The sequence below is a fragment of the Bacillus cereus group sp. MYBKT111-2 genome (genome assembly GCF_051915205.1).
Taxonomy (GTDB): Bacteria; Bacillota; Bacilli; order Bacillales; family Bacillaceae_G; genus Bacillus_A; species Bacillus_A paranthracis.
Genome location: NZ_JBQAEG010000001.1, coordinates 477,064 through 503,514 on the forward strand (window position 1 = coordinate 477,064; position 26,451 = coordinate 503,514).

Here is a 26,451-nt window from a genome sequence, read left to right on the forward strand (position 1 = left end):
ACTTTATGCCTCCCTCAATTTCTCCATTAATGCAAATAACGCTAACTTATAGCCATAAAAACCAAATCCAACAATTTGTCCCGCACAAACAGCTGCCGTCACAGATTCGTGACGGAACGACTCACGCTGATGAATGTTAGAAATATGTACTTCAATAACAGGAATCGAAATGCTTGCAATTGCATCTCGAATCGCATAGCTATAATGCGTAAATGCTCCAGGATTTAAAATGATCCCTTCATATATATCTTCCGCCTCATGAATACGATCGATAATCGCACCTTCATGATTCGATTGGAAACATTCTAACTCCACTCCCATTGTTTCTGCTTCTTGCTTCATATCTGCTTCAAGTGTCGCTAGCGTGCCCTTTCCATATACATTTACCTCTCTGACACCGAGGCGATTTAGGTTAGGACCGTTTACGAGGAGTACCTTTTTCATATGCTTAAAACTCCTTAATATTAAATGTCTATATAACATTTTAACATAGGAGTTACTTGTTTGAATAGTTTGTCTTCTCTTCCCCTTCTCGCTCGGCCTTATTGGTATTTACTGCGTAAGAAACAGAGTATGCTATAAATACACCATACAATATAAAAATGCATATCGTCGTCACAATTGTTTCTTTCGGTAAATGGAGTGCACTTTTAATAGCAGGCGCTATTAACCCCACTCCGAAAAATAGTAACGCCCACCAAAATAGACCATAAATAATCCCTGGAAGAACTCCTTCAAACTTTGCCAAAAACGCTTTATACAAAAAGGCAATTAAAATCGAAAGTAGTCCCATACAAACAATTCCTGACACATTTCCCCATACCCCTTCTTTCCAACTTCCAAAGGCAAATGGTAGAAGTAAATAGTTCGGTCCCGCTTCTGTAAATGAAAATATATGAAGGAAATACCATATTCCTCCCCAAAAGAGTCCACCAAATAAACCAATTTGCACAAAATTTCTTGTTCCTATATGTTCTTGACTCACATTAACACCTCCGCTCAATAGTATGCCCGAAACTATTTTGAACCATGTTTAAATACTGCGAAATTTGTCTATAAAAAGAATAAGAAATGTCCGACTCTCGTAACATTTTTCCTTGTCATCTACTTGTATTTGTCGATAAAATAAAGGAAACTCGGTGATTGTCTTATTTCAAAACGACAGAACCCAGTATGACAATTGCCTCTTTTTCTACATAAGAGAGAAACAAATACAGGTTGGTGTTAACATGGCAGAAGAGTCAAAACAAATATATGGCGGGCAAGCAGTCATAGAAGGAGTTATGTTTGGCGGTAGAGAATATACTGTTACAGCGGTTCGTCGTAAAGATAAATCGATTGAATTTTATCGATTACCACGCGTTCGCAATAAAGCATTATCTATCCTAAAAAAAATTCCATTTTTACGAGGGATTGCCGCTATTGTGGATGCAAGCGCGAACGGGGCAAAACATTTAAACTTTGCTTCAGAACGATTTGATGTCCACCCAGAAGAAGACGAACAAATCGCAAATAAAAAAGAAGAACAATCGAAATTAACGATGGTATTAGGAGTTGCAGCAGTTGGCGTTTTATCTTTCATATTCGGTAAAGTCATTTTCACAGCAGTTCCTGCATTACTAGCTGAATTAACGAGACCGATTTTCCCATCTCATACAGGGCAAATCATTGTCGAAAGTGTCATTAAGCTCATGCTATTATTGAGCTATATATACTTTATTTCTTTAACGCCACTCATTAAGCGGGTATTTCAGTACCATGGTGCGGAGCATAAAGTAATTAATGCCTATGAGAATAATCTTTCAATGACTGTAGAAAATGTTCAAAAACAAACGCGCCTTCATTATCGTTGTGGCAGTAGCTTCATTATATTTACAGTCATTATTGGAATGTTTGTTTATTTCCTTGTCCCTACAGATCCACTTTGGGCCAGAGTGTTAAACCGAATTTTATTAATTCCAGTCGTTCTCGGTATTTCTTTTGAAGTGTTACAATTTACGAATCGATTACGCGATATTCCAGTATTACGCATACTTGGATATCCCGGATTATGGCTACAACTATTAACAACGAAAGAACCAACAGATGATCAAGTGGAAGTAGCCATTGCATCGTTTGAAGAATTATTACGTTTAGAAAACAAACAATAATTATTTAAAAATGGTGTTCAACTCCTTTCCTCATCGTTAATATACTAATTTTAATATATGTTTTTAGGAGGTGTTCCTTATGAACGGTCGTTCGTTTACTTTCGCTATATTTGTGCTTATTATCGGATTAGCAATATTCGGCCTTGTTTCATCTGTCATTACAGATCCAATGGGAGTGTTAAGAAATATTGGTATCATGTTGGCTGTCGTTGGTATCTTTTATTTACTCTACAAAATGTTTACAAACTCTAGTGGTTCTGCAAATTCGCAAAGCTCTTATAAGCGTGCTGCAAAACAATCGAACCGCAAACATGGGAAACAAAATGTAGCACCCCTAAGCAATTCTTTCTTTAAATCAAACGCTTCTAATGACAAAGGGAAAAAAGGTACTCCTTCCACTTTGAAGCGAAAAAGAAAACAATCTCATTTAACTGTCATTGAAGGTAAAAAAAACAAAAAGAAAGACCGTGCTTCCTTTTAGGAAATACGGTCTTTCTTTATACTTTGAAGCACTTCTTTCAAACTTTTATCTTTCATACTTTCAATGCGAAGGTGATGATTTTCAAAGGGTAAATTCCGTGTTACATCATTCGGTACAACAACGCACGTTAACCCTGCCGCAATTGCTGCTTTCAATCCGTTTAACGAGTCTTCAAATACAACGGCTTCAGACGAATCTATCCCTAAACCTTCTATTGCCACTCGGTAAAGTGCTGGATCTGGTTTTACCTTCTCAACATCTTCTCTCGTTTTAATGACTTCAAAATAATCTCGAATTTGTAGCTCTTCCAAAAAAGGAATAACCCATTCTCTAGATGAACTGGAAGCTAATGCGATTTTTAATCCCATTTCTTTCGCTTCTTGTAAGTATTCTTTTACCCCGTCACGAGCTTCTGTTATTTTCATTTTCTCTTTATGTAAAGTTTTCACTTTTTCTTTTAATGCATGCTTGTTAAACTTCTCTTTTAATTGATCATTTAAATATGCATACAGTACATCATCTGTCGTTCCAATACACTTTGCAAATTCCTCTAAAGGTAAATCTCCACCATACTCACGAACGGCGTCTCTGAAAGAGTGAAACCATATTGTTTCTGTGTCCACAATTAATCCATCAAAATCAAAAATAATTGCTTTCATAATTCTCCCATCCTTTTCGATTGAAATAAAAAAGGAAACGACATACGTTCCCTTTAATTACTTTTCTCTTCATTTGCTTTTTGAACACCACGAAGTGTTTCCACTCGAACCTCATCTTGTTCAAAGTATTGCACTAAATCACCAATGCGATCAATTGCTTCCCAGCTTAAATGATGTTCAATTCCTTCTACATCATTGTAAATCTTACTTTCATCCACACCGATAATACGCATAAATTGCTCTAGCAAGTCATGACGGTATACGAGACGTTCTCCAATTTTTTTACCTTTTGATGTTAATACAAGCCCTCTATATTTTTCATAAATTAGATATTCATCTTTGTCTAATTTTTGCACCATTTTTGTTACAGAGGATGGATGTACACTAAGCGCTTCAGCAATATCAGATACGCGGGCATAACCCTTTTCATCAATCAACAAATAAATTTGTTCAATATAATCTTCCATACTAGGGGTAGGCATCGGTTTCCTCCATCCAATTTCATTTTGCTCATTCCGTACGAAGCAATCAATAAAATGATACACCAGAAAGAATAACGTGACAAGTTGAAAACAAGCCTAAATATATAAAACAAAAAAGAATCTGTATTTGTATACAGACTCCTCTTAAGTAAAGTATTGTATTTCTGCATCAGGAAAAAACTCATGTATATAGCCTCTTATCGTTTCTTCCAATACTTCCGCATCATCTTTTTTGTATACGTATTTCCCGATGCCGTACCGTCCCCATTTATATTTACGCTTCTCTTCATCCATCTCAAGCTTCGTACTCGGATAACGCTCCTGAATGACCTTTTTTGCTGGTTTTGTAAAGCGATGTTGAATTAATTCAAATGTTAAATTCGGTATGGACAAATCTTTTAGTGCATTGTACAGTCGTTCAAATAATTCACGGTATCCTTCTTCCCATCCTTCATGCATATAAAGTGGCGCAACTATAAAGCCAAGTGGATAACCAGCACCTGCTACTTTACGTGCTGCTTCAATACGCTCTTCAAAGGGTGACGTCCCCGGCTCAAAATTTTTAATCACATACCGTGAATTAATACTAAACCTGAAACGAGTTTTCCCGTTATGTTTTGCATCTAACAAATGATCAACGTGCGAATATTTCGTAACGAAACGTAAACGCCCATGCTCACTTTCTCCAATAAATTCGATTGCCCGCTTTAATGCATGTGTTAAATGATCAATTCCAACGATATCTGATGTACAAGCAGCTTCAAACCTTGTGATTTCAGGTGCTCTCTCATCCATATATTGCTGTGCTTTCTCAAATATTTCATCAAGATTCACATACACGCGAACGTAAGGCTTACTCCCAAGTGTTGTTTGCAAATAGCAATAATGACAATGTCCCATACACCCTGTTGCAAGCGGAATTGCATATTCAGCTGACGGTTTTGACGTATCAAATTTTAATGTCTTCCTCACTCCAACGACAAGTGTCGCCTTTGCATTGCGATACTTTTGCAAATCATTTTCACCCGGCAAATTTCTAATTTGATTATGGGATGTCGTTTCACGAATCTCTAGTCCCATCTTCGTAAACTTCTCATACAGCTCTTTTCCAAGTGGATATTCAAGTGCCTTCGGTTCAAAGTAAACGAGTTTTGGCATAAACGGTTTCATATACTTCCCTCCTCTCGTTAGTATGGGGAACGTGGAAAAATTAACACGCATTAAAGTTTTCCACCTCAGTAACTTGCTTTGCAAGTTACTGAATGTTATAATTTGGATAATAGCTACCTTGCAACGCAAGTTACCTGAGTAAAAGGTGGTGAAATCATGCACAGCCAAATGTTAAAAGGTGTACTCGAAGGTTGCATCCTATACATCATTTCACAAGAAGAAGTGTACGGATATGAACTGAGTACAAAATTAAATAAACACGGATTTACATTCGTAAGTGAAGGAAGCATATATCCGTTATTGTTACGTATGCAAAAAGAAAAATTGATTGAAGGAACATTAAAAGCCTCCTCACTTGGGCCAAAGAGAAAATATTATCACGTAACGGATAAAGGATTAGAACAGCTTGAAGAATTTAAACAAAGCTGGGGAATGGTTTCAACAACGGTGAACAATTTATTACAGGGGGAGTGATGGGGATGAATGCACAAGACATGATTAAATTGAACAACAAAAAACGCGAACTTCTAACACCTGAAAATGAAGTTGCTTATAGCGATATGTTAGTTTATCTTCGTTTATCTAACGTGCCAGAGCAGCAAGTAGAAGAACTATTACTAGAAATATTAGACCATCTCATCGAAGCACAAACAGAAAATAAGAATGCTTATGACATTTTTGGTGATGACTTACAATCTTATTGTGATGAACTCATATCGGCTTTGCCGGTTCAAACAATGTTAGAAAAAACTTCTTTAATCGGCTTTGTTATTAGCTTACTTCTCGCTATACAGTTTGGAATGGACACCATTGCTTCTCTTTTCATTTTCTTTTTTGAAAAGAACACCGAAATAATAAGTCCACCTTTTAGTATCCTTGGAACTACTTCGTCTGTTTCAATAATTATACTAGGTATACTATTTATTTTATATTTATTAAAGCGGTACTCCTTTGATCAGAAAATGAATTGGAAAAGAAAAATTTTATTTGGATTCGCATTTGCTATCCCATTTTGTTCCGCTATATTCTTAAATATTTATTTTAAAAAACAACCTTATCTCATTTATCATCTAACCTTTTGGCAAAATGCCTTAATCGCTATCCTATTTTATGCTTTATATAAATTCCTATATAAAAAATCAAATTTTTAACAGCCCTTCAAAAGGCTGTTTTTCTTCTGTCTAATTTTACAAATTGAAAAATTTCATAAAGAAAATAAGAAAAATGCAAAATAATTAAAGTTAATTGTTGACGTGATGCTTTTATTATCGGTATCATAAATCTTCGTGAGCAATTATTTTTCGTTATACGATTTTTTTATTATTACTGAATTTTTGAGAGGAGAAATTAGATGTCAGTTAAGAAGAAAACGCAAGTACGCACCGGCAAAATGGTACGTGAACTAATGTTAGCAGACGAAGATGTAAATGCTTCGCTAATTATGGTATATAGTGAAAACGGTGTAAACGCAGAAATTAAAATCGAGGGCTTAACGCCGAAATGTAACGAAGAATTATTTTTGAGCGGAAACGTGGATTGGAACAAGAGTGTTATTTATAAAATTGTTGATTTCACTGGAAACGCTGAAGTTGGTAAAGTTACATTAACAGCGATGAACAAAAATAATGTTTCTCTAGAAATAGAACGCGTTATGTGGAGTAAAGAAAATAAAGAGGCTGCTGAACAAGAAGAAACAGTTGTAGAAGCTACTCCGAAAAAAGAAGTAGTTGTAGAAGCTCCAAAAGCAGTTGCACCTGCTCCAAAGCCTGTTACACGTGTGGAAACACCTGCTACAGCACCTAAGCCTACTCCGACACCGAAGCCAGTAAGTGTAGAAGCAGCTGTAGAATTATCTACTCCAGCACCTGTGAAACGAGAAGTACCAACTCCAGTTACAAAGCAAGAGACAGCACCGGTCGCGCCTGCAAAACCGAAGCAACCTGCTTTGACTGAAACAAATTCAAAACTACAAGAAAATTATGTGAAACTCGTGAAAAAGACAATTGAAGTTTGTCAAGATTACGAGCTTGGCATCGACATAGATGATTCTATTGAAAGCTTAAAAGAAGAACTACAAAGCCAAGGTATTAGCGTTACATTTGACAAAGAAATTATGGACGTTGTCAATCGCCTTCGTTCTTTACAAGATAAAGGAATCAAAGTAGAAAAAGTACTTAATTTACTATAAAAAAATAAGAGGCGGCAATTGCCACCTCTTATTTTTTATAATTCCATTCTTTACTTTCATACTTTTCTTTTGCTAATGTTTGCACTTCATGTAATTGTTCTTCTGTTAATTCATACGGAACAAGCTCTATATCTAATCCTTTTTCAAACCCAACCTCAAACGCTTTAATTAACTGCTCGATTGTAAACGTACGGTCTGTTAATTCATTAATTGCTACCGCTTTAGAAGAGAACATACTCTTCATACGTTCTTTTACACGTTCATTCGGGAATAAAAACAGATCATATAACTCATCTAAATCTATTTCTAACGGAATCGACCCGTGCTGTAAAATAACACCTTTTTGACGTGTTTGCGCACTACCTGCGATTTTTCTTCCTTCTACTACAATTTCATACCAAGACGGCGCATCAAAACATACGCCTGAGCGTGGATTTTTTAAATTTTCACGATCTGCTTCTGTTTTTGGAACTGCATAATACGCTTCTAGCCCTAATGCTTTAAAACCATCTAGTAAACCTTGCGAAATAACACGATACGCTTCTGTAACTGTTTTTGGCATATTCGGATGATCTTCAGACACAATAACACTGTACGTTAATTCTTTATCATGTAGTACACCCCTACCGCCTGTTTGACGACGAACGAATCCATATTTCTTTTCGTTAACTACATCCATATTAATATCTTTTTCAACACGTTGGAAATACCCGACTGTTAATGTCGGTACTTCCCATTCGTAAAAACGAATGGTTGGTGGCATTTTCTTTTCACTTTGCCAATTTAATAAACATTCATCTAACGCCATATTAAATGCCGGTGAACATTGACCAGAGTTAATATAACACCATTTTTCTTTTCCCATCCTGCACCTCATATAACCAATTATTTTTCACATTCTCTAGTCTACCAAATTCGACAAAATTTGTGAAAGAATACGAAATTTCTTCTTATATACAAATGAATCTGTTGCATAAATACATACGGGCATTATAATATTGAAAGTAGGATAAGAAAAAAGGGAGCGATAGAATCGTGTCAACAACTTGGATTATTTTATTAGCCGTAATCGTAGCGTTCATCGGTTACACTGTATGGATGTATTTCTATCAGAAAAAATTAATTACAACACTTTCAGAAGAAGAGTTTCGCGCTGGCTACCGTAAAGCACAGCTTATCGATATTCGCGAAGCAGACGAATATACTGCAGGGCATATTTTAGGCGCACGTAACATTCCATTATCACAAATTCGCCTTCGTCATAAAGAACTTCGTAAAGATCAACCAGTTTACTTATACTGTCAAAGCGGATTCCGTACTGGTCGTGCGGCTCAATACTTAAAGAAACAAGGCTACAAAGATTTCTACCAATTACAAGGTGGATTCAAAACGTGGACTGGAAAAATTAAAAAGAAATAATAACATACAAAAACTAGCTGAATGATTCAGCTAGTTTTTTCATTCCATATTATTTGCAATGTATACTAAATTTTTCTTAATCACATCTTTATCATTTTCTTGTGCATTACGATACAGCAGCTGATATTCAAGTCCTTTCTCTTTCCATATAAGTGCAGCAAATTCATCTCCTCGCTCGGAGTCATCCTTATTTTTAAAATAAGCGAATGCTCCATTATTCAATTTCATTTGTTCTTGAAATCGTTTCTCTTCCACAAGATCCGGAAAACTATAAGGAAAGTTCGCAACATTTAACTCAATATACTCATTTCTACCTGACTCCTGCTGTTTATATTTAATCATTAAGACAGCGTTCTTTTTTCCAATCGTTCTGACTTCCCCCTTCACATCACTCGTAATGTCATACGGTAAAAACGCTGGCACTTTAAATTTCACTGGAAAATATTTTGGAAGCTCCTTCAGCGGAATTGGATCCGTAACACGATCTATAGTTCCTCCTGTTGTTCCTACAAATTGTTTTTCTTCTTGTATCGTTTGCTGAAACGAACATGAACTTAGTACGAAACTAGAAAACACGAAACAAATGATCCTTTTTTTCAATTTGTTTCCGCCCTTTCATACCGCCCTCTTAACGAACGAAGCGTTTATATGCTCTTCATATTCGCTTCGCCACCAAGCTCCACCTTTGAAAACTTTCCACGTTATTCTCACACATTTTGACAAAACTATTTTGCAAACAAAAAGACCTCTATCATTCTTACGCCCAAGTGAAAAGGTTACGCGAATAAAAAGAAGCCTTATTCATACCATAGTTTGTGAAAAGCTTTTCAGGTCAAGATTTTTTCATTCTTATTATTTTCCCTTTATAATAAGGAGAGAGGTGATACATATGGCCAATATAAAACAAATTGCAAAAACCGCTGGTGTATCCATATCAACTGTTTCTCGCGTCCTGAATAATCACCCTTACGTAAAAGAAGAAAAACGTAAGCGTGTTCTAGATGCTGTTGAAGAATTGAACTATGCCAAAAATATAAATGCTATTCATTTAATAAAGGGAAAAACATATACGATCGGTGTTATGCTCCCTTTCATTAACCTTCCATACTTCAGTACCATTATTGAAGGAATCGGCAACGAAGCGTTAGCAGCTGGATATCACATTAATTTATGTCAAACGAATTACGATAGTATCGAAGAAATTCGTGTTCTGGAAATGATGAAAATGAAACAATTCGACGGGATGATTATTTGCTCTCGAACGAGTTCATGGGAACAAATTGAACCTTTCGCAAAATTTGCTCCTATTATTTCATGCGAAAAAATGCACCACCCCCTCATTTCATCTGTCTACGTAGATCATTATGAAGGCTTCCGTCTCGGCACCGCCTATTTACTCAATAAAGGTCATGAAAAAATCGGGATTTGTTTAGCAAGAAAAACAAGTGTAAATTCTATGGAACGTGAAAAAGCGTTTGCTGATACACTTCGTAACGAAGGCAAAACGTTACATCCCGAATGGATTTTTCACCAATGCTATACAATGCAAGACGGTGCACAAATACTCCATCGTATTGTAAACATGAAAAATCGTCCAACCGCTATTTTTACAGCGAACGATCAAGTTGCAGCTGGTTTATTAACAGAGGCTCGAAAGCAAGGTCTTCGAGTACCCGAAGATCTTGCTATCCTCGGATTTGATAATCATGAAATTTCAAAGGCGTTAGAAATTTCAACAATTGAACATCCCGGTCTCGAAATGGGCTCACATGCGTTTTCTTTATTCCATAAACAAATCCAAAGCGAGCAAATTATCGGGAACGCAAAAGAGCTTTCATTCCATTTAATCGAACGAGATACTGTCTAATAAGAGCGTTACCTATAGCGCTCTTTTTCAACTCTTCACCTATTGACTTTATATTTTTACTCGCATATAATAAACCTAACGAACGGTAGGTAGGGGATGAAAATGACAGCAAACCGCATTAAAGCTGTAGCACTTTCTCATTTCGCACGCTACGGCTACGAAGGAACTTCATTAGCAAATATTGCTCAAGAAGTCGGGATTAAAAAACCATCAATTTACGCACACTTTAAAGGAAAAGAAGAGCTATATTTTATATGCTTAGAATCCGCTCTTCAAAAAGATTTACAGAGCTTCACAGGCGATATCGAAAAGTTTTCCAATTCGTCTACTGAAGAATTGCTCTTACAGCTACTAAAGGGCTATGCAAAACGATTTGGTGAAAGTGAAGAATCAATGTTTTGGTTACGAACTTCTTATTTTCCGCCTGATGCATTTCGCGAACAAATTATTAATAAAGCAAATGTACACATTGAAAACGTCGGAAAACTTTTATTCCCTGTATTTAAAAGAGCAAGCGAACGAGATGAGTTGCATAACATTGAAGTAAAAGACGCCTTAGAGGCTTTTCTATGCTTACTTGACGGTCTTATGGTTGAACTACTATACGCAGGTTTAAATCGTTTTGAGACACGTTTAGACGCTTCTTGGAAAGTATTTTGGCGTGGACTTTCAAACTGACGGATTGCTCCTTTGCAATGCGTCGTTTTTAAGCCCTTTACCTAACGACTGGTAGGAAGGAGAAATGACATATGGCATGGATTTATGTAATCTTAGCTGGTATTATTGAAATCTTTTGGGTAATTGGATTAAAACACGCGGAGGCTCCACTTGAATGGGCTGGTGTTGCGTTATTAATTACAATTAGTTTCGTCTTATTATTTAGGGCTTATAAAGATTTACCTGTTGGTACTGTATACGCAGTCTTCACTGGAATTGGAGCTGGTGGAATCGTTCTTACAGAAATTTTCGTTTTCGGAGAGCCATTCTCTATCGTAAAAGTATTATTAATTGGTTTAATCTTCTTTGGCGTAATTGGTTTAAAACGAGTAACAGAAGAAAAAGAAGCGAAGGAGGCCGCATAAAATGGCTTGGGTATTTTTAATTCTAGCTGGTATTTGTGAAATTATTGGTGTACTCTTTATGAAAGTAGCCACTGAAAAGAAAGGCTGGGCACCAAAAGTTATTTTAATCGCTAACTTCGGCGTAAGCTTCTTCTTCTTATCCCTTGCGATGAACACATTACCGATGGGAACTGCTTACGCGATTTGGACTGGAATCGGAACTGCCGGAAGTGCACTTCTAGGCATCCTTATTTTCCGCGAATCAGCGGATTGGCGTCGTCTTGCTTTCTTAAGCTGCATTCTATGCGGCGCTGTTGGCTTAAAACTATTAAGCTGACGTGAGGTGAATGTCATGTGGAAAGAAAAAGGGAAGCAACTGTTAGCATGGATCACACTTGGTATCGTCATTCTATTACAAATAAGTTTTCACATAATAGAATGGTTGTTTCATAAAGTAGTATCCATTCTCACATTCCTTCCTAACATGACACTTGAAATAATATCAATCGTCTGGTCCATTATTGCCTCCATTGCAATCGTCATTATATGGAGTATCGCCAGGCTATGGAATAAGTTATTTAAAAAGGACTGTTCTTCTGAAAAAGAGTAACTGTCCTTTTTTATATTCATTCAGACTTTCTATAAAAGTTTGATGTGATAAGACAAAACAGACCGACTATGGCAATACTTATACCAACCCCTTTATGCAAACTAGGAAATAACGGTGGTATATCTGAATAAACATTTGCTAATATGAGACCGATTGAAACGAAAAATATCCCTATTCTATATAACCATTTTCTTTTGCTCATCATTCTCCCCTCCTAAAATTTTTCATACACTCCTTTCTTTTGGACATACTACCTAAAAAAGGAGTGGATAATATGCAAAATTCCGTACATAAGCAGATCCTATTTTTATTTTTCCTCTTTCTCATTCTCGTTATCGTTTTCAGCTTTATATTACATACTCCAAAAGATGTTGTACCGAGTAACCTCTCTGTTTATAAACTTTTACTTTCCTATTGTCGCTATTGAAGAAGGTGCCTTTTATAGGGCACCTTCTAAAATTCTCTTTTTTCATACAATTTCACTGAAACGAAGATAGATATTATAAACATGCATATTGAACTAATGAATAACACGCTGTTATATAGTTGAATTTGTTCCATGCTGATTTCAAAGAACATGGTACCAATTGCTGTCGGTGCTATTAGTATGAAAAACGTAATAAAAGTAGCTTTTTTGTAGCTAACCCAAAACAACATCGGTAAGACAAAACTTAAATATATAAAAACAAAACCAGAAATCGTAATTACTGTTGTCGTTATAAATTCAACAGTTCCATCTTCAAACCGATTGATTACTACAGGACTAGACACTATCATACTTATAATAAAAATAATAAGTGCCATTATGTATTTAGCTAACACAATTTGCGTTCTTGCTAGTGGTAAACTATTTACTATTACTTCACTATTATATTTTTTATCGTCATTAAATGTTCTTAAAATTGCTATAACTGGAATTATAGCTGACATAATTATGTAAAAACTTTTCATGTCTATTAATGTCATATACATGAAAAGAGGATATATTAAGTGCCATATTAAATACTTCCATTGCACGATAAAGTCTTTTATTATAAGTTGCTTCACAATCGCTCCCTCCTTATAAATCACGCTCATTGTATAAGTTAATTGAGAGTAACATGGACATAACATACAAAATAAGAAGCCCTGCTATAAAACAAATATTTACGACTAGACTCGTGCTCCAAACATTCTCTACATCTAACCATTCACTACTTACAATCACTCCACTTAATCCACCAACTATAATTCCCATAAAATAAGCAACCTGTTTCGAACTGCTATATTCTACCGAAAATTCAATTGGTAGTACGATCATGCTATAAACCAATCCTCCCGTTATTCCGCCAAGAATCTCTCCCCACAGCATAAATCCAGTTATATGTTCATTTTGCAACTGAATTAGACCAACTAAAAGTGAGAAAATCACACCTAAAAGAACTAAAATGCTTACAAATACGTATTTTGCTACGATAATGTCTTTACGATCAAACGGTAAACTATTTAATATTTTTTCACTCTTACTTCTAGCCTCATAACTGGTCGACCATATCGTTCCAAGGATAGGTATAGATATGCTAAGCTTCAAAAGAAAATTGTCGCTACCAAAATCAACAATTATCAGGAAAAGCAAACATATAAAACTAATAAATCCCAACTTTCTTTGCAACATCATATCTTTGAAAACTAGTTGCTTAATCATATATTACACCTCACTAAACTCATTCCTTAACATCAATTATTCATTTTTATATAAGGCCAGTCATAAGTATTAAAGCTCTCTCTTTTTAAAACTCACAATAGCTACAAACATTGAAGCTAAATAACTTACACACGCGCCTATACTTAAAACACTTACAACTAATAGCACATTTGAAGTTCGAAAAATCATTACCATAAGCCTTTCATCCGTAAATATATTGCACATAAATCCTAGTAAACCTATTATAGGAAAAAGCATAACTAATCCCAGCATAGTAACCGTTCGCTTATCCTCACTATATTTTATGGGAAGGATCATAACAGCATACAGAATAGAAAAGAAAATAGCTATAAATGCTGCATACCAAGGAATATTTATATTCTCTTTTAATACACATACAGGTAGTACAAAGAAAACGAATGTAATGATTAAGCTGAATGCCATAAAAAATAGTGTAGATATGTATTTCGCAATGACAATATCTTTTCTAGTAAAAGGTAGACTTACTAATATTTTTTCCGTACTATTTTTCTCTTCATTTGATAAAGAGATTGAAATCATCAAAAGACATATAGCAAAACAAACATACGCCATTTGAAATGGTTCTATAGAGTTTTGGAATGCTCCGTATATTGGTAAGATCAAATAGATAAGAAACATTTTTCTTTGTAAGAAAAACTCCTTCAAAATCAATTGCTGCATGGTAATTCCCCTCTCTATAAATCACGCGCTCCATAAATTTTAATTGTAAGAAACATAGAAGCGATATAAATACTGACTAATGCAATGAATCCAACTATAAATACACCAATATGCAGAGGATTCATAATCCAATCAAGGAATGAAGGTGCTACTTCCTTCATTCCATCACTAATAAATATCCAAAGTATCCCGCTAACTATTATTGAAGCTGCTGCTATTATACTTATTACCGCCTTTGATTTTGTAACATAATACATAGGGAAAAAGGTGACCATCCAAAATACGGCATAAACAATTCCATTTATTACTTCATACCATGAAATCTCAATGTAAAGCTTAGGATAGTATGCACCGATATCACCAATAACAGCGCGATACACCTTATAAGAAAAACAACTAGCATAGTAGAAATCATGCCCCCTACAATGAATATTGCACAGGAAATATATCTAGCAATTATGATATCCTTTCTACTTAGCGGTAAGCTATTAATCATAATGTCACTTGTATTCCGTTCATCTATTATGATTAATATAATAACTGAGGAAAGAATTATAAATACACAACTCATAGGAAACAGCATTCCATCACCGTTTTCAAATAAAAAGAATATAAAGGGTATAGTAAGATACACTGGCCATATCCCTCGAAAAAAGAACAAATCTTTATATACGAGCTGACGCATAGGCACCCCTCCCTTTCGCAGTGTAAACGATAATATCATCTAATGTAGGCTTTTCTAGTACAACCTCATTTCCAAACCAGTCGATAATTGTTTGTTTATCCTTCGCTAAACCTTCAAAACCAAATTTATTTTTTCGTAATCCAACAAATAGTTCTTTTCCTTCTCGATCTAATAAATCATTACTTCCTTTTACGATTACGTAGTTCTCCATCAAGTCTTCTTTTTCACCAGTAAATATAATTTCTCCATCGTTGATAAACGTAATATAATCTGCAATGCGCTCTAAATCTGTTGTAATGTGCGTTGAGAATAATACCGATACTTCATCTTCCATTACAATTTCTTGCAACATATCAAGTAATTCACTTCGAACAACTGGATCTAATCCTGCTGTTGGTTCATCCATGATGATAAATTCTGCGTGGTGCGAGAGCGCAATGGCAATCGCAAATTTCATTTTCATTCCTTTTGATAATTCTTTAATTTTTTTATACTTCGGAACTTGCAATCTATGCATATACGATTGATACTGCTCTTCATCCCACTTTTTATATAACGGTGCAATAATACGCTTCATTTGCTCACACGTTAAATCTTCGTAATAATGATTTTCATCATATACAAAGCCGATATTTTGCTTTATTTCCTTTTCGGCTTTCTTATTGTCCTTGCCAAAAATTTTTATATCGCCGCTATCTTTTCGAATTAAATTCATAATCATTTTGATCGTCGTACTTTTCCCAGCCCCATTCGGTCCGACAAATCCCATAATATATCCGCGTGGTAATGTAAAACTTATATTTTTTACTGCAAAATCTTCATAGCTTTTACATACGTTTTTTAACTCTAACATCTCTTATTCCCCCTCATATAAACACGCAATCATCTGCTGTAATTCTTCAAGTGAAAGCTGTAACGCTTTACTTTCATTTACAATCTCTTCCGCTTTACTTTCCAATAGACGAAGCCTTTGTTCTTTTAATAGTTCATTATTTTTACGTGAAACATAAGTCCCCTTCCCAGCAACAGTTTCTATATATCCTTCTTTCTCAAGCTCCTCGTACGCACGCTTCGTAGTAATTACACTAATCTGTAATTCCTTTGCTAAGCTACGAATAGACGGTAATTGGTCTCCACCCTTTAAACCACCATTTAAAATAAGCTGGCTTAATTGTTTTCTTATCTGTACATAAATAGGGTCTTGGGAAGAATTCGAAATAATAATATTCATGTTTTCCTCCAGTGTGTATATACTGTATATACCTTATATATACAGTATATACACAACATCCTATTTTTGGCAAGAAAAAAAGACCAACATTTTCCTGTTGGCCTTTCGTATATGTATCACTTTTCAAAGCGATCTAACATCTCATCTCTCATTCCGAAACTCACTACCGCAATTCCTACATACATAAACAGAAGGAACGCCGGATGAACTGTGTTGTACCAAGTGCTATCAACAATTAAATAAATCGTTAATGCCACAACAAGAACAAACGCTAAGATAAACATATAAAAGTGTCTTGTACTACCCATGATAAACTCCTCTCTTCTCACTTCACCATTCAACAGTATATTTTATCGAATAATTCGATATGACTCAAGGTTAACTTTCTGTTATGTAATCCAGTTCCACCTTTACAATGTCCTCACATGCTATTGAAATGATCGTTCCTTGCTTATCAATTGCCGTCACTTCTCTATTATCCATTACACGATGCGCTACTCTTTCTAACACTTTTCCTTGGTCTCGATAGCAAAATTCTTTTACATCTTTAATTGTTTCTCCATTTTCTAAATGGTATACCATTCTATAACATCGATATCCCACACTTTCACCCCCGTCTTGCTCGTTTTTTCACATATACATAAAAATGAGTAATTTTTGCCTCATCACACCTTCTTAATTTCAATAAAATTCTAACAAAAATAAATACTTTTATCAAACTGACTTTTTCAACAAAATCACCTATAAAACTGCTTCTTTACACCATTATGAAACAAAAAATATAAATTTTTAACATTTTCTTCACCACTTCTGCATAAAGTGAAACTTTAATCAGTGGGTGTTTTTTGTTCATCTCTACTGATTACCAGGCCACAAATTGCGGAACAAATTCTCCATACAAAAAAAGAACTCGCATATAGCGAGTTCTTCCTTTGTTATTCTAATCAAACTTGTACAGGAGCTGGCTTTTCATAACGTAAAACTGGTTTACGTGCAGCCATCGTTTCGTCTAAACGTTTAATGACTGTTGTATGAGGTGCTTCTTGTACAACTTCTGGATTTTCTTCTACTTCTTTAGCGATTTGAATCATCTTATCAATGAAACCGTCTAATGTTTCTTTTGATTCTGTTTCCGTCGGCTCAATCATAATACATTCTTCCACATTTAATGGGAAGTAAATTGTTGGTGGATGGTAACCGAAATCAAGCAGACGTTTTGCGATATCTAATGTACGTACACCAAGTTTCTTTTGACGACGACCTGATAATACAAACTCATGCTTACAATGTCTATCGAATGGAAGATCATAAAATGGTGCTAATCTTCTCATCATATAGTTCGCATTTAATACCGCATACTCTGTTACTGCACGTAGTCCATCTGGACCCATAGAACGAATGTATGTGTATGCACGAACGTTAATTCCGAAGTTACCGTAGAATGGTTTTACGCGCCCAATTGCTTCTGGACGATCATAGTTAAAGCGATAGCCATCTTCCGTTTTCTCTAAAATTGGTTTTGGTAAGTACGGAATTAAATCAGCTTTCACACCTACTGGACCAGATCCTGGGCCACCGCCGCCGTGAGGACCTGTAAATGTTTTATGAAGGTTTAGATGCACAACGTCAAATCCCATATCTCCTGGGCGCGCTTGGCTTAATACCGCATTTAAGTTTGCACCATCATAGTATAATTTACCGCCTGCGTTATGGACGATTTCTGCCATTTCTAAAATATTTTCTTCGAATAAACCTAATGTATTAGGGTTTGTTAACATAAGTGCTGCTGTTTCTTCATTTACAACACGTTTTAAGTCTTCTAAGTCAACAAGACCATGTTCATTTGATTTTACCGTAATTGTTTCAAAACCAGCTACAGTTGCAGATGCTGGATTCGTTCCGTGAGCAGAGTCAGGAACAATTACTTTCGTACGGTTAAAGTCACCATTTGCTTCATGGTATGCACGAATTAACATTAAGCCTGTCCATTCTCCGTGTGCACCAGCTGCTGGTTGTAATGTAACAGTATCCATACCTGTAATTTCAATTAAATGCTCTTGTAAATCGTACATTAATTCCATTGCACCTTGTACTGTCTTTTCATCTTGCAACGGATGAATATTTGCAAATCCTGCGAAACGAGCTACACTCTCATTAATTTTCGGATTATATTTCATCGTACAAGACCCAAGTGGATAGAATCCAGAATCAACACCGTGGTTACGGTTTGAAAGTGCTGTATAGTGGCGCATAATATCAAGTTCAGATACTTCTGGTAGCTCTGCATCTTCTACTCGAATATAATCGCTCTCAAATACATCTTCTAGTTTCACTTCTTCTACATCTAATTTTGGTAGGCTATATCCTATGCGTCCTTCTTTACTTACTTCAAAGATAAGTGCTTGGTCTTGGTTCTTCATTGGATAGCCCCCATTTCGTTTACAAGTGTGTCAATTTCCTCTTTTGTACGAAGCTCAGTTACTGCTACAAGCATATGGTTCTCATGCTCTTTATAATCACGGCCTAGGTCGTAACCGCCGATAATATTCTTTTGTAATAATGCATCGTTTACTTCTTTCACTGGGCGCTTGCAATCTACAACGAACTCATTGAAGAATGGTCCAGCAAATGTAACTGTGAAGCCTTTCGCTTCAAATTGACGTTTTGCATATTGTGCTTTAGAAATGTTTTGACGTGCCATTTCTTTCACACCTTGTTTACCAAGTGCTGTCATTGCAACTGATGCTGCTAATGCATTTAACGCTTGGTTTGAACAAATGTTAGACGTCGCTTTGTCACGGCGAATATGCTGTTCACGTGCTTGTAACGTTAATACAAACCCACGTTTCCCATCTGAATCTACAGTTTGTCCGACAAGACGCCCTGGAATTTTACGCATGAATGCTTTCGTTGTTGCAAAGTAACCACAGTGTGGTCCACCAAACTGCGTTGGGATACCAAATGGTTGTGCATCACCGATGACAATATCAGCACCAAATTTTCCTGGTGGTGTTAATGCGCCCAATGATAATGGATTTGAAGAAACGATAAATAATGATTTTTGTTGATGAACGATTTTTTCAATATCAGCTAATTTTTCAACTTGTCCGAAGAAGTTTGGATATTGAACGATTACACAAGCAACTGTATCATCTACTTCACTTTGTAATACGTCTAAATCTGTTACACCATCTTTATGATTAATTTCAACAACTTCAAGATGTTGACCTTTTGCATACGTTTCAAGTACAGCTCTTGATTCTGGATGAACTGCGCTAGATACAAGAATTTTCTTTTTACGAGTATGGCCAGCTGCTAGCATTGCCGCTTCAGCTAAAGCTGTACCTCCGTCGTACATAGAAGAGTTTGCTACATCCATTCCTGTTAACTCACAAATCATTGTTTGGAATTCAAAAATTGCTTGTAATTCCCCTTGTGAAATTTCCGGTTGGTATGGCGTGTAAGCTGTATAAAATTCTGAGCGAGAGATAACATGATCTACGATTACTGGAGCGTAATGGTCGTATACGCCTGCTCCTAAGAAAGAAGCATACTCTTTTAAGTTCGCATTTTTACTAGCCATTTGAGATAGCTCTTTTAAAAGCTCTGGCTCTGATTTTGCTTCTTTAATTTTTAAATCCCCTTTAAAACGAACACTCTCTGGAATATCAGAGAATAACTCATCGATCGTTTGAACGCCGATCGTTTGTAACATTTCTTTTTTGTCTTCTTCTGTCATTGGAAGATAACGATGCAACATGAAATCTACCCCTCTCCCCGTTACTTTGAACGTTTATAAAATGGTGTTGGAACAACTACTGCTTTGACGCGTTTATTACGAATTTCAATTTCTACTTCTGTATCAACTGCTGCGTATTTTACATCAATTAGTGCTAAACCAATGCTTTTCTTTAACGTTGGAGATTGTGTACCACTTGTTACTTCCCCGATCTTTTCTTCTCCAATAAATACAGGGTAATGCGTACGAGGAATTCCACGTTCAATTACTTCGATGCCCACTAACTTACGAGGTGCACCGTTTTCTTTTTGCTCTTTTAACGTTGCTTTTCCAAAGAAGTCTGCTTCTTTATTTGGTTTTACCGCAAAGCCAATTCCAGCTTCAATCGGTGTAATATCTTTTGATAATTCTTGACCGTAAAGTGGTAATGTTGCTTCGAAGCGAAGTGTATCACGAGCACCTAAGCCACATGGTTTTAAGCCCTCTTCTGCTCCAACTTCAAGAAGTTTCTCCCAAAGTTTTGCAGCATCCTCACTCTTACAGTAAATTTCAAATCCATCTTCACCTGTGTAACCTGTACGAGATACAAGTGCTGGAATTCCATCTACAAGAATATCGTTTTTAAATTTAAAGAACTTAATTTCTTTCAAATCTTCTGACACAACTTTTTGTAAAATGCCTTCTGCTTTTGGTCCTTGAATTGCAAGCTGTGCAACTTCACTAGAAACATTGACTACTGTCGCATCGCCAATTACATGGCTAGCTAACCATTCGTAATCTTTCTCGATATTTGATGCGTTGATAACTAATAAATAGTCTTCTTCACCACGTTTGTAGATTAATAAATCATCTACTGTACCACCATTTTCGTAGCACATTGCTGTATATTGTGCGCCCCCTACCTTTAAGGTAGATACGTCATTTGTAACAACACGTTGTAAAAATGCTAAACTATCTACACCTTTTACCTCAACTTCTCCCATGTGAGACACATCGAACAAACCTGCCGCTGTACGTACAGCTTCATGTTCTTCTTTAATGCTTGAAAATTGAACTGGTAACTCCCAACCACCGAAGTCGATTGTTTTCCCACCATACTTCGCGTATACATCAAATAACGGTGTACGTTGTAATGTAATCATGATCTCTCCCCCTTATGCTCTGACAAATCAATAAAAGTTGTTACTCATTTCTAAACATTTTCATTCTAAAAAGATAGGATATACGGAATCTCATTATATTTTTTTATGAAAGCGTAAATAAAAAATCACTTTCTTGGATAAAATACGAAAGATTCCACACATTTCACACCATTATCCTAACATTATTCGCTATATTTCATCAATATTCTAGCATAAAAAATAATTTAGAATTTTTTAAGCTTAATCTTATTACATACAGTTTTTAAGATTTAGTCCTTTATCTTTACTTATTGTTTACCTTTCAGTAAGTGTAATAGCGCCTTATTACAAGGCTTATATAGTAAAGATTTTTTCATAATTACTTTAGTTTATAAAAGGTGGGAGAGTCGTAATGAATGTCGATATTTCCATAGATCGAACGTGGCAAAACAATTTTTTAAATAGAATTGATGAAGATGGTCCTTGGACAAACTGGGATTTATATCATTTAGCTTATGAAACAGAAAAATCATTACTTGTTCCTACTTTTGATGGATTACAAGCACCGAAACATTTATCCCATTTCACACCACTTCCTCATCAATTAGAAGTCGCTCAAAATGTTATTGAACAAATGAATGGTAAAGCGATTCTAGCAGATGAAGTAGGACTTGGAAAAACGATTGAAGCTGGACTTATTTTAAAAGAATATATGGTCCGCGGCCTTGTGAAAAAAGTACTTATACTCGTTCCAGCCTCTCTCGTATCACAATGGGCATACGAATTAAATACAAAGTTTTTCATTCCAGCTGTAGCTCAAAAGAAAAGCTACTCGTGGGAACAAGCCGATGTGATTGTATCATCAATTGATACTGCAAAACGTTCACCACATCGTGATATCGTTTTGAACTTAGAATATGACCTTATTATTATCGATGAAGCACATAAACTTAAAAATAATAAAACAAAAAACTATGAATTTGCACAGCGATTAAAAAAGAAATTTTGTTTATTATTAACCGCTACTCCTGTCCAAAATAAGATTGATGAAATTTTCAACCTCGTTTCTTTATTAAAACCAGGACATTTAGGCAATCAATCCAATTTTGAAGAATATTATGCTTCAAAAAATCGTTCAGCCGAATCTGATGAAGATTTAAAAGCTCTTATTAACAAAGTAATGGTCCGAAATCGGCGTCATAATACCGGGATTGATTGGCCAAAGAGACATGTACGTACAATTTTTGTTGAGTTTAATGAAGAAGAGCAAGCTCTATATAATGATATCGAAAATTGGCGAGGACAAGACGCCTTCACATCTGCTTTCTCATCATTAACTTTAAAACGGGAAGCGTGTAGTAGTCGCGAGGCCGTTTACTATTCATTAAAAAAACATGTAGAAAAACGACAGAAGGAAAATGAGAATTACGTAAAAGATCCGCATATTGATGTGCTAATGGACAAAATTAACCGTATTCCTTTTAACTCAAAAGCAAATAAAGCGCTAGAGCTTATAAAAGAAATTGACGATAAAGTCGTCATTTTCACAGAATACCGAGCGTCACAAATGTACTTACAATGGTTTTTACAACAGCACGGTATTTCTTCTGTCCCATTCCGCGGCGGATTTAAACGGGGAAAGAAAGATTGGATGAAGGAACTTTTCCAAAATCATGCGCAAGTGCTAATCGCAACGGAAGCTGGTGGTGAAGGAATTAACTTACAATTTTGTAGCCATATGATCAATTACGATTTACCATGGAACCCAATGCGCCTTGAACAAAGAATCGGACGTATTCACCGCCTTGGTCAAAAGAATGATGTTCATATTTATAACTTAGCTACAAAACACACTGTGGAAGAACATATTTTGAAACTGTTATATGAAAAAATTAATTTATTTGAGCGTGTGATCGGTGAACTTGATGAAATTTTAACGAGAATTAATATGAAAAACATCGACGCACACATTCAAGAAATATTTGCGCAATCAAAAAGCGAAGGAGAAATCCGAATTAAGATGGAAAACTTAACATCTATTATCGACTTTGCGAAGCGAAATGAAGCTGAGGTGCAAGGCTATGCAGCAACATGAAATTCATAATTACTTATACAATTTTTTTGAGGCGAATAACTGTGAAATTTTAGAACGTTCTCCTCATCTATTGGATGTGCAATTAACAATTGAGATGGATAAATTATTAATGAACCGTCCTTTTTATTGGCACTATCTTGAGAAGACAGGAGGCGTACCGAATCCGATGCGCCTTACTCTTATTACAAATCCAGAAAATGAAGAAAACGATGGTGAACTTATTCACTACGGTTCACCACGTCTTCATCAAATTTTTCAAACGACAAAAGAATTAGGCTCTTACATACGCTTATATGAGGAAGTACGGCATAGCGGAGCAACACATACACCGCTCCATCCGTGGCTCGGTGTAAATATAAAAGTTTCCTATCAATGTGATCGAAAAAAAGATATCCTCCACTCGATTGGCATTCATCTTATTTCTGGCACAATGATTGCAAACTTTCATGAAACATTAACTAAAATTAAACTTACACCGAAAATACCTGACTTTTGTTTTACGCTCTCGCCTATTATTAAACCGCAAAGCGGTTTACAACGTATAGAGGATGCTTTAAAAAATATTATTGCAGAAGATGACCATACGTGGGCGAAAGAAGCAAGAGTGCGCTGGAATCACGATTTGGACCTTTTAAATCGTTTTTATGAAGAAAGTGATGAACTTCCTGAAAGCTATGAAATTGAAAAACAAGCACTGCAAGAACAATATGAACCCCGCATTACAGTACAAATTATTAACGGTGGACTCTTTTATGTTACCGCGAATCATTTTCTAACTTAAAAAGCCCCTTCTGTTTTAGAAGGAGCTTTTTTGAGTTATCCTCTATCGCCATTACGCTCTTGTTGTTTTTGCTTTGCCATGCGTTTTTGATGCGCACGATCCTTTGCACTCACATGATTAGCATCAGTTGGAAGATTTTCTTTTGAACGACCAATTCCATTGCTCATTATTTCCCCTCCTTTTTATATCTTTCAAAATACACCCTTATTTTCAGCTAGAGACACCATCCTTATACAAAAAAATAAGAGCAGCCGTTAGCTACTCTTACTTCTTACTCACTCACATATTTTTGAAACATATCATGGATGCCTTTATTTACTAGGTTCGAGATCTGCTCGTCAGATTTATTCGGATAACGATCACGCAATCTGATAGATGCCTTCACCATTAAATTTTCTAATACAGAACGGCCGCCTTCTCCATAAATAATTTCAGCATATTCAACAAGCCTTCCATCCTCTACTGTTGCTGGATTATGATTGAAGAAAAATTTACTCATTGCCTCCACCTCTCTCTTTTGATAACGTTTACATTTATATAAATTATTTATGTTATTTATTTCACAATATTGTATGCATGTATATTTAATTAGTTTCATTATAAAGCAACATATCGATAGTAAATATGTGATTTTCCGTCTATTTTGTGAACAAACTAAAAATGAAAGCGTTTCCTTTATTGTATACTAAAAAAACTTACTACGCTAGGGGTATTTTTTTCAATCTACTAAACATATACTTTTTCTTTTCTTTTCCCACTAAACCTTATACAATTTTCAGAAATTATATTATAAAATATATGTATGACTTAAGGAGGCTGTATATGAATCAAAATAAAAAAGCTATATTAGATCTTGTCTTTTATCTCGTAATCCCATTCCTCATTTGGAAATTTGCAAAACCTTATATCGATCCTTATTACGCAATGTTACTTTCCTCTGTTCCGGGGATTATTTATACACTGTATACCTTTAAAAAAGAAAAACAGTTTAACGTAACAGGGTTCTTTATTTTAATTACACTCATTTCTAATACGACAGTAGATTTATTATCTGGATCAGCTGAACGAATGTTGTGGAACGATGCATATTATCACATCGTACTCGGCATTATCGTTATATGTACAATTTTTATAAAAAAACCACTTATGTTATATTTCGCAGCAGATATTGCAGCACTGCAAGGGCATGACCGTGATAAAAGTCGTGAACTGTATCGTGATAGTCGTATCTATCCAGCATTGCAATATTTAACGCTCTTTTTCGGTCTACAATTCATATTAAAAAGCTTCTTAAAAATTTATTTCATCTCTGTTTTCGGTGTAGATGGCTACGGTGAAATGAGAGCAATTATGACCGCTGTTGGATGGGGCATTTCCATTTGTATCGGAATTGGATTTGTCTGGGTGAACAATAAAATACATGCCGTTACAGAAGAAAAAGAGTCTATGCAGTAAATGAAAATCCCCTAGTAGTATGATGCTACTAGGGGATTTTCATTTTACTACACATATTACGAAATCTTTAACTTGATTTTTTTCTTTTATTTTTTACGTTTTGATAAAACAAAGCAGCACTTAGCGGCATAACACCAAACCACTTATTCATAAATGGCTCTTTTTCAGCACGGCGTTGTTCTTTCTTTTGTTTACGATCTTCTTTTGGAGCATCCATATACGACACAAACTGCTGTGTCACAAAGCGAACATAATCATTAGTAGACATATTATCATCACCTCTACTTGATTAGTATGTCCACTTTTTTATTCATTAATCTTTTCTTTTAATTCATCCATAATTTGCTTTACAGATTTATTCGTCGTATCAATATGGATATGGGCCTCTTCATAATAAGCTCGGCGCAATTCGAATTTCATTACAAATGCATCTATATCTTTCTTCTGAAATAGTGGACGTGTCGTATCTTCACGAAGCCTTTCTGCAATTACATGTGGATCACAATATAAATACACGACAGTTCCATTTTCCTTCATCCATTTCCGGTTTTCCTCTCGCTCAACGATTCCGCCGCCAGTTGTAATGATTACATTTTCAACAGGTAGTGAACGTAACATCTTACTTTCATATTCCCGAAAAGCCATTTCACCTTCTTCGGCAAAAATATCACGAATCTCCTTCTCTTGCTTCTCTTCAATTTTTTGATCTGTATCTATAACATCCATATGAAGTTCTTTACTTAATACTTTTCCAATTGTTGTTTTCCCAGCTCCCATATAGCCGGTTATGTATATAGATTTCATGTTCGTTCCTCTCAATCATCCGTTATTATTTGTTATTATAACGAAAGATTACATTATTTAATAAAAA

Annotated in this window: 37 protein-coding genes and 1 pseudogene; 15 read left to right on the forward strand and 23 right to left on the reverse strand. The window is 35.5% G+C overall.

Going from position 1 to position 26,451, the window contains the following annotated elements:
• Nucleotides 1-3 precede the first annotated feature (3 nt).
• Entirely contained in the window at nt 4-444 is a 441-nt protein-coding gene (gene aroQ, locus ACTFNE_RS02490; RefSeq protein ID WP_000757087.1) for a type II 3-dehydroquinate dehydratase, read from the reverse strand.
• A gap of 52 nt (nt 445-496) precedes the next feature.
• Nucleotides 497-985, reverse strand: coding sequence for a YqhR family membrane protein (locus ACTFNE_RS02495; protein ID WP_000076576.1), 489 nt, complete (start codon nt 983-985; stop codon nt 497-499).
• Between the two features lie 244 nt (nt 986-1,229).
• Between ACTFNE_RS02495 and ACTFNE_RS02500 the strand changes: the two genes are divergently transcribed.
• On the forward strand, nt 1,230-2,150 hold the full coding sequence (locus ACTFNE_RS02500; protein WP_270705367.1) for a DUF1385 domain-containing protein: 921 nt from the start codon (nt 1,230-1,232) through the stop codon (nt 2,148-2,150).
• A 79-nt stretch (nt 2,151-2,229) separates the two neighbouring features.
• The gene (locus ACTFNE_RS02505) at nt 2,230-2,631 is read left to right on the forward strand and encodes an SA1362 family protein (RefSeq protein ID WP_001978909.1); all 402 of its coding nucleotides are present in this window, start codon (nt 2,230-2,232) and stop codon (nt 2,629-2,631) included.
• On the opposite strand, the gene ACTFNE_RS02510 is transcribed toward ACTFNE_RS02505, so the two are convergent.
• The 3 genes from ACTFNE_RS02510 to splB form a co-directional block, all read right to left on the reverse strand.
• A complete protein-coding gene (locus ACTFNE_RS02510; RefSeq protein WP_046197841.1) occupies nt 2,628-3,290 on the reverse strand; it encodes an HAD family hydrolase in 663 nt (220 codons plus the stop codon). The genes ACTFNE_RS02505 and ACTFNE_RS02510 overlap by 4 nt on opposite strands.
• 53 nt (nt 3,291-3,343) lie before the next feature.
• Nucleotides 3,344-3,772 (reverse strand): transcriptional regulator MntR, encoded by a 429-nt coding sequence (gene mntR / locus ACTFNE_RS02515; protein WP_001143073.1) that lies wholly within the window; start codon nt 3,770-3,772, stop codon nt 3,344-3,346.
• A 144-nt stretch (nt 3,773-3,916) separates the two neighbouring features.
• Nucleotides 3,917-4,942 (reverse strand): spore photoproduct lyase, encoded by a 1,026-nt coding sequence (splB, locus tag ACTFNE_RS02520; RefSeq protein WP_074563457.1) that lies wholly within the window; start codon nt 4,940-4,942, stop codon nt 3,917-3,919.
• 156 nt (nt 4,943-5,098) lie between these two features.
• On the opposite strand from splB, the gene ACTFNE_RS02525 reads away from it, so the two are divergent.
• The 3 genes from ACTFNE_RS02525 to ACTFNE_RS02535 all read left to right on the forward strand — a co-directional run bounded on the left by ACTFNE_RS02525 (nt 5,099) and on the right by ACTFNE_RS02535 (nt 7,130).
• Nucleotides 5,099-5,416: a PadR family transcriptional regulator gene (locus tag ACTFNE_RS02525; RefSeq protein WP_000556083.1), complete on the forward strand. Its 318-nt coding sequence runs from the start codon at nt 5,099-5,101 to the stop codon at nt 5,414-5,416.
• A gap of 5 nt (nt 5,417-5,421) precedes the next feature.
• A complete protein-coding gene (locus tag ACTFNE_RS02530; protein ID WP_002156727.1) occupies nt 5,422-6,093 on the forward strand; it encodes a DUF1129 family protein in 672 nt (223 codons plus the stop codon).
• Nucleotides 6,094-6,293: 200 nt separating this feature from the next.
• On the forward strand, nt 6,294-7,130 hold the full coding sequence (locus ACTFNE_RS02535; RefSeq protein WP_029439901.1) for a hypothetical protein: 837 nt from the start codon (nt 6,294-6,296) through the stop codon (nt 7,128-7,130).
• Between the two features lie 28 nt (nt 7,131-7,158).
• Here ACTFNE_RS02535 and ACTFNE_RS02540 read toward each other — a convergent pair whose 3' ends face one another.
• On the reverse strand, nt 7,159-7,995 hold the full coding sequence (locus tag ACTFNE_RS02540) for a lipoate--protein ligase family protein (RefSeq protein ID WP_046197839.1): 837 nt from the start codon (nt 7,993-7,995) through the stop codon (nt 7,159-7,161).
• 170 nt (nt 7,996-8,165) lie between these two features.
• On the opposite strand from ACTFNE_RS02540, the gene ACTFNE_RS02545 reads away from it, so the two are divergent.
• Nucleotides 8,166-8,549, forward strand: coding sequence for a rhodanese-like domain-containing protein (locus tag ACTFNE_RS02545; RefSeq protein ID WP_000108655.1), 384 nt, complete (start codon nt 8,166-8,168; stop codon nt 8,547-8,549).
• A gap of 39 nt (nt 8,550-8,588) precedes the next feature.
• Here the strand turns inward: ACTFNE_RS02545 and ACTFNE_RS02550 are convergent, their stop codons facing one another.
• On the reverse strand, nt 8,589-9,125 hold the full coding sequence (locus tag ACTFNE_RS02550; RefSeq protein ID WP_033694824.1) for a hypothetical protein: 537 nt from the start codon (nt 9,123-9,125) through the stop codon (nt 8,589-8,591).
• A 313-nt stretch (nt 9,126-9,438) separates the two neighbouring features.
• On the opposite strand from ACTFNE_RS02550, the gene ACTFNE_RS02555 reads away from it, so the two are divergent.
• From ACTFNE_RS02555 to ACTFNE_RS02575, 5 genes are all read left to right on the forward strand, one after another.
• Nucleotides 9,439-10,416 carry a LacI family DNA-binding transcriptional regulator gene (locus ACTFNE_RS02555; RefSeq protein ID WP_046197838.1) on the forward strand — a complete coding sequence of 326 codons (978 nt, stop codon included), beginning with the start codon at nt 9,439-9,441 and terminating at the stop codon, nt 10,414-10,416.
• Between the two features lie 96 nt (nt 10,417-10,512).
• The gene (locus tag ACTFNE_RS02560) at nt 10,513-11,094 is read left to right on the forward strand and encodes a TetR/AcrR family transcriptional regulator (protein WP_041184139.1); all 582 of its coding nucleotides are present in this window, start codon (nt 10,513-10,515) and stop codon (nt 11,092-11,094) included.
• Between the two features lie 71 nt (nt 11,095-11,165).
• Nucleotides 11,166-11,498: a DMT family transporter gene (locus tag ACTFNE_RS02565; RefSeq protein ID WP_000312349.1), complete on the forward strand. Its 333-nt coding sequence runs from the start codon at nt 11,166-11,168 to the stop codon at nt 11,496-11,498.
• A gap of 1 nt (nt 11,499) precedes the next feature.
• Entirely contained in the window at nt 11,500-11,814 is a 315-nt protein-coding gene (locus ACTFNE_RS02570) for a DMT family transporter (protein WP_000312623.1), read from the forward strand.
• Between the two features lie 15 nt (nt 11,815-11,829).
• A complete protein-coding gene (locus ACTFNE_RS02575) occupies nt 11,830-12,087 on the forward strand; it encodes a DUF3975 family protein (RefSeq protein WP_046197837.1) in 258 nt (85 codons plus the stop codon).
• Nucleotides 12,088-12,103: 16 nt separating this feature from the next.
• Here the strand turns inward: ACTFNE_RS02575 and ACTFNE_RS02580 are convergent, their stop codons facing one another.
• The 12 genes and pseudogenes from ACTFNE_RS02580 to gcvT all read right to left on the reverse strand — a co-directional run bounded on the left by ACTFNE_RS02580 (nt 12,104) and on the right by gcvT (nt 21,270).
• Nucleotides 12,104-12,292 (reverse strand): hypothetical protein, encoded by a 189-nt coding sequence (locus tag ACTFNE_RS02580; RefSeq protein WP_002163518.1) that lies wholly within the window; start codon nt 12,290-12,292, stop codon nt 12,104-12,106.
• Between the two features lie 248 nt (nt 12,293-12,540).
• Entirely contained in the window at nt 12,541-13,134 is a 594-nt protein-coding gene (locus ACTFNE_RS02585; RefSeq protein WP_000811438.1) for an ABC-2 transporter permease, read from the reverse strand.
• Between the two features lie 13 nt (nt 13,135-13,147).
• Nucleotides 13,148-13,771 (reverse strand): ABC-2 transporter permease, encoded by a 624-nt coding sequence (locus ACTFNE_RS02590; RefSeq protein WP_046197836.1) that lies wholly within the window; start codon nt 13,769-13,771, stop codon nt 13,148-13,150.
• Between the two features lie 69 nt (nt 13,772-13,840).
• Nucleotides 13,841-14,473, reverse strand: coding sequence for an ABC-2 transporter permease (locus tag ACTFNE_RS02595; RefSeq protein WP_001186581.1), 633 nt, complete (start codon nt 14,471-14,473; stop codon nt 13,841-13,843).
• 14 nt (nt 14,474-14,487) lie between these two features.
• Nucleotides 14,488-15,158, reverse strand: a pseudogene (locus ACTFNE_RS02600) (ABC-2 transporter permease).
• Complete coding sequence (locus ACTFNE_RS02605; RefSeq protein ID WP_076868257.1) at nt 15,139-16,011, reverse strand: ABC transporter ATP-binding protein; 873 nt, start codon at nt 16,009-16,011, stop codon at nt 15,139-15,141. Before ACTFNE_RS02605 ends, ACTFNE_RS02600 begins: the two are co-directional and overlap by 20 nt.
• Nucleotides 16,012-16,014: 3 nt before the next feature.
• Nucleotides 16,015-16,389: a GntR family transcriptional regulator gene (locus tag ACTFNE_RS02610; RefSeq protein WP_001021352.1), complete on the reverse strand. Its 375-nt coding sequence runs from the start codon at nt 16,387-16,389 to the stop codon at nt 16,015-16,017.
• Between the two features lie 116 nt (nt 16,390-16,505).
• Nucleotides 16,506-16,697, reverse strand: coding sequence for a hypothetical protein (locus ACTFNE_RS02615; RefSeq protein ID WP_000535935.1), 192 nt, complete (start codon nt 16,695-16,697; stop codon nt 16,506-16,508).
• Nucleotides 16,698-16,767: 70 nt separating this feature from the next.
• Nucleotides 16,768-16,971, reverse strand: a complete 204-nt coding sequence (locus ACTFNE_RS02620) for a DUF3929 family protein (RefSeq protein WP_000262495.1) — start codon at nt 16,969-16,971, stop codon at nt 16,768-16,770.
• A 362-nt stretch (nt 16,972-17,333) separates the two neighbouring features.
• On the reverse strand, nt 17,334-18,809 hold the full coding sequence (gene gcvPB, locus ACTFNE_RS02625) for an aminomethyl-transferring glycine dehydrogenase subunit 2 (protein WP_000795696.1): 1,476 nt from the start codon (nt 18,807-18,809) through the stop codon (nt 17,334-17,336).
• Entirely contained in the window at nt 18,806-20,149 is a 1,344-nt protein-coding gene (gene gcvPA, locus ACTFNE_RS02630) for an aminomethyl-transferring glycine dehydrogenase subunit 1 (RefSeq protein WP_000903231.1), read from the reverse strand. The genes gcvPB and gcvPA overlap by 4 nt, the downstream gene beginning before the upstream one ends.
• Nucleotides 20,150-20,169: 20 nt before the next feature.
• Nucleotides 20,170-21,270, reverse strand: a complete 1,101-nt coding sequence (gene gcvT, locus ACTFNE_RS02635) for a glycine cleavage system aminomethyltransferase GcvT (protein WP_000631771.1) — start codon at nt 21,268-21,270, stop codon at nt 20,170-20,172.
• A 391-nt stretch (nt 21,271-21,661) separates the two neighbouring features.
• Here gcvT and ACTFNE_RS02640 point away from each other — a divergent pair, with 391 nt between their 5' ends.
• A complete protein-coding gene (locus tag ACTFNE_RS02640; RefSeq protein ID WP_001100019.1) occupies nt 21,662-23,344 on the forward strand; it encodes a DEAD/DEAH box helicase in 1,683 nt (560 codons plus the stop codon).
• Nucleotides 23,331-24,125: a YqhG family protein gene (locus ACTFNE_RS02645; protein WP_001183969.1), complete on the forward strand. Its 795-nt coding sequence runs from the start codon at nt 23,331-23,333 to the stop codon at nt 24,123-24,125. Before ACTFNE_RS02640 ends, ACTFNE_RS02645 begins: the two co-directional genes overlap by 14 nt.
• A 35-nt stretch (nt 24,126-24,160) precedes the next feature.
• On the opposite strand, the gene ACTFNE_RS02650 is transcribed toward ACTFNE_RS02645, so the two are convergent.
• Together ACTFNE_RS02650 and ACTFNE_RS02655 are read right to left on the reverse strand one after the other, a co-directional pair.
• The gene (locus tag ACTFNE_RS02650) at nt 24,161-24,292 is read right to left on the reverse strand and encodes a hypothetical protein (RefSeq protein ID WP_000064661.1); all 132 of its coding nucleotides are present in this window, start codon (nt 24,290-24,292) and stop codon (nt 24,161-24,163) included.
• 104 nt (nt 24,293-24,396) lie between these two features.
• Nucleotides 24,397-24,624 (reverse strand): hypothetical protein, encoded by a 228-nt coding sequence (locus tag ACTFNE_RS02655; protein WP_000032699.1) that lies wholly within the window; start codon nt 24,622-24,624, stop codon nt 24,397-24,399.
• A 73-nt stretch (nt 24,625-24,697) separates the two neighbouring features.
• Here ACTFNE_RS02655 and ACTFNE_RS02660 point away from each other — a divergent pair, with 73 nt between their 5' ends.
• Nucleotides 24,698-24,814 (forward strand): GTP pyrophosphokinase, encoded by a 117-nt coding sequence (locus tag ACTFNE_RS02660; protein WP_071727059.1) that lies wholly within the window; start codon nt 24,698-24,700, stop codon nt 24,812-24,814.
• 133 nt (nt 24,815-24,947) lie between these two features.
• Nucleotides 24,948-25,580, forward strand: a complete 633-nt coding sequence (locus ACTFNE_RS02665) for a VC0807 family protein (RefSeq protein WP_001073109.1) — start codon at nt 24,948-24,950, stop codon at nt 25,578-25,580.
• Nucleotides 25,581-25,647: 67 nt separating this feature from the next.
• Here the strand turns inward: ACTFNE_RS02665 and ACTFNE_RS02670 are convergent, their stop codons facing one another.
• Both ACTFNE_RS02670 and ACTFNE_RS02675 read right to left on the reverse strand, forming a co-directional pair.
• Complete coding sequence (locus ACTFNE_RS02670; RefSeq protein ID WP_000106079.1) at nt 25,648-25,848, reverse strand: YqzE family protein; 201 nt, start codon at nt 25,846-25,848, stop codon at nt 25,648-25,650.
• Nucleotides 25,849-25,886: 38 nt separating this feature from the next.
• The gene (locus tag ACTFNE_RS02675; protein ID WP_270705369.1) at nt 25,887-26,384 is read right to left on the reverse strand and encodes a shikimate kinase; all 498 of its coding nucleotides are present in this window, start codon (nt 26,382-26,384) and stop codon (nt 25,887-25,889) included.
• Nucleotides 26,385-26,451: the final 67 nt, after the last annotated feature.

What these genes read in the sequence shown, in the direction of transcription:
- splB (WP_074563457.1), bottom strand. Translation starts at nt 4,942, where the DNA reads ATGAAACCGTTTATGCCAAAACTCGTTTACTTTGAACCGAAGGCACTT.
- ACTFNE_RS02595 (WP_001186581.1), bottom strand. Translation starts at nt 14,473, where the DNA reads ATGCAGCAATTGATTTTGAAGGAGTTTTTCTTACAAAGAAAAATGTTT.
- ACTFNE_RS02590 (WP_046197836.1), bottom strand. Translation starts at nt 13,771, where the DNA reads ATGATTAAGCAACTAGTTTTCAAAGATATGATGTTGCAAAGAAAGTTG.
- ACTFNE_RS02640 (WP_001100019.1), top strand. Translation starts at nt 21,662, where the DNA reads ATGAATGTCGATATTTCCATAGATCGAACGTGGCAAAACAATTTTTTA.
- ACTFNE_RS02525 (WP_000556083.1), top strand. Translation starts at nt 5,099, where the DNA reads ATGCACAGCCAAATGTTAAAAGGTGTACTCGAAGGTTGCATCCTATAC.
- ACTFNE_RS02670 (WP_000106079.1), bottom strand. Translation starts at nt 25,848, where the DNA reads ATGTCTACTAATGATTATGTTCGCTTTGTGACACAGCAGTTTGTGTCG.
- ACTFNE_RS02510 (WP_046197841.1), bottom strand. Translation starts at nt 3,290, where the DNA reads ATGAAAGCAATTATTTTTGATTTTGATGGATTAATTGTGGACACAGAA.
- ACTFNE_RS02675 (WP_270705369.1), bottom strand. Translation starts at nt 26,384, where the DNA reads ATGAAATCTATATACATAACCGGCTATATGGGAGCTGGGAAAACAACA.
- ACTFNE_RS02645 (WP_001183969.1), top strand. Translation starts at nt 23,331, where the DNA reads ATGCAGCAACATGAAATTCATAATTACTTATACAATTTTTTTGAGGCG.
- ACTFNE_RS02620 (WP_000262495.1), bottom strand. Translation starts at nt 16,971, where the DNA reads ATGGTATACCATTTAGAAAATGGAGAAACAATTAAAGATGTAAAAGAA.
- ACTFNE_RS02580 (WP_002163518.1), bottom strand. Translation starts at nt 12,292, where the DNA reads ATGATGAGCAAAAGAAAATGGTTATATAGAATAGGGATATTTTTCGTT.
- mntR (WP_001143073.1), bottom strand. Translation starts at nt 3,772, where the DNA reads ATGCCTACCCCTAGTATGGAAGATTATATTGAACAAATTTATTTGTTG.
- ACTFNE_RS02610 (WP_001021352.1), bottom strand. Translation starts at nt 16,389, where the DNA reads ATGAATATTATTATTTCGAATTCTTCCCAAGACCCTATTTATGTACAG.
- ACTFNE_RS02540 (WP_046197839.1), bottom strand. Translation starts at nt 7,995, where the DNA reads ATGGGAAAAGAAAAATGGTGTTATATTAACTCTGGTCAATGTTCACCG.
- ACTFNE_RS02535 (WP_029439901.1), top strand. Translation starts at nt 6,294, where the DNA reads ATGTCAGTTAAGAAGAAAACGCAAGTACGCACCGGCAAAATGGTACGT.
- gcvT (WP_000631771.1), bottom strand. Translation starts at nt 21,270, where the DNA reads ATGATTACATTACAACGTACACCGTTATTTGATGTATACGCGAAGTAT.
- ACTFNE_RS02650 (WP_000064661.1), bottom strand. Translation starts at nt 24,292, where the DNA reads ATGAGCAATGGAATTGGTCGTTCAAAAGAAAATCTTCCAACTGATGCT.
- ACTFNE_RS02505 (WP_001978909.1), top strand. Translation starts at nt 2,230, where the DNA reads ATGAACGGTCGTTCGTTTACTTTCGCTATATTTGTGCTTATTATCGGA.
- ACTFNE_RS02560 (WP_041184139.1), top strand. Translation starts at nt 10,513, where the DNA reads ATGAAAATGACAGCAAACCGCATTAAAGCTGTAGCACTTTCTCATTTC.
- ACTFNE_RS02530 (WP_002156727.1), top strand. Translation starts at nt 5,422, where the DNA reads ATGAATGCACAAGACATGATTAAATTGAACAACAAAAAACGCGAACTT.
- ACTFNE_RS02555 (WP_046197838.1), top strand. Translation starts at nt 9,439, where the DNA reads ATGGCCAATATAAAACAAATTGCAAAAACCGCTGGTGTATCCATATCA.
- ACTFNE_RS02565 (WP_000312349.1), top strand. Translation starts at nt 11,166, where the DNA reads ATGGCATGGATTTATGTAATCTTAGCTGGTATTATTGAAATCTTTTGG.
- ACTFNE_RS02655 (WP_000032699.1), bottom strand. Translation starts at nt 24,624, where the DNA reads ATGAGTAAATTTTTCTTCAATCATAATCCAGCAACAGTAGAGGATGGA.
- ACTFNE_RS02605 (WP_076868257.1), bottom strand. Translation starts at nt 16,011, where the DNA reads ATGTTAGAGTTAAAAAACGTATGTAAAAGCTATGAAGATTTTGCAGTA.
- gcvPA (WP_000903231.1), bottom strand. Translation starts at nt 20,149, where the DNA reads ATGTTGCATCGTTATCTTCCAATGACAGAAGAAGACAAAAAAGAAATG.
- ACTFNE_RS02570 (WP_000312623.1), top strand. Translation starts at nt 11,500, where the DNA reads ATGGCTTGGGTATTTTTAATTCTAGCTGGTATTTGTGAAATTATTGGT.
- ACTFNE_RS02500 (WP_270705367.1), top strand. Translation starts at nt 1,230, where the DNA reads ATGGCAGAAGAGTCAAAACAAATATATGGCGGGCAAGCAGTCATAGAA.
- ACTFNE_RS02665 (WP_001073109.1), top strand. Translation starts at nt 24,948, where the DNA reads ATGAATCAAAATAAAAAAGCTATATTAGATCTTGTCTTTTATCTCGTA.
- ACTFNE_RS02615 (WP_000535935.1), bottom strand. Translation starts at nt 16,697, where the DNA reads ATGGGTAGTACAAGACACTTTTATATGTTTATCTTAGCGTTTGTTCTT.
- ACTFNE_RS02575 (WP_046197837.1), top strand. Translation starts at nt 11,830, where the DNA reads ATGTGGAAAGAAAAAGGGAAGCAACTGTTAGCATGGATCACACTTGGT.
- ACTFNE_RS02660 (WP_071727059.1), top strand. Translation starts at nt 24,698, where the DNA reads ATGCATGTATATTTAATTAGTTTCATTATAAAGCAACATATCGATAGT.
- gcvPB (WP_000795696.1), bottom strand. Translation starts at nt 18,809, where the DNA reads ATGAAGAACCAAGACCAAGCACTTATCTTTGAAGTAAGTAAAGAAGGA.
- aroQ (WP_000757087.1), bottom strand. Translation starts at nt 444, where the DNA reads ATGAAAAAGGTACTCCTCGTAAACGGTCCTAACCTAAATCGCCTCGGT.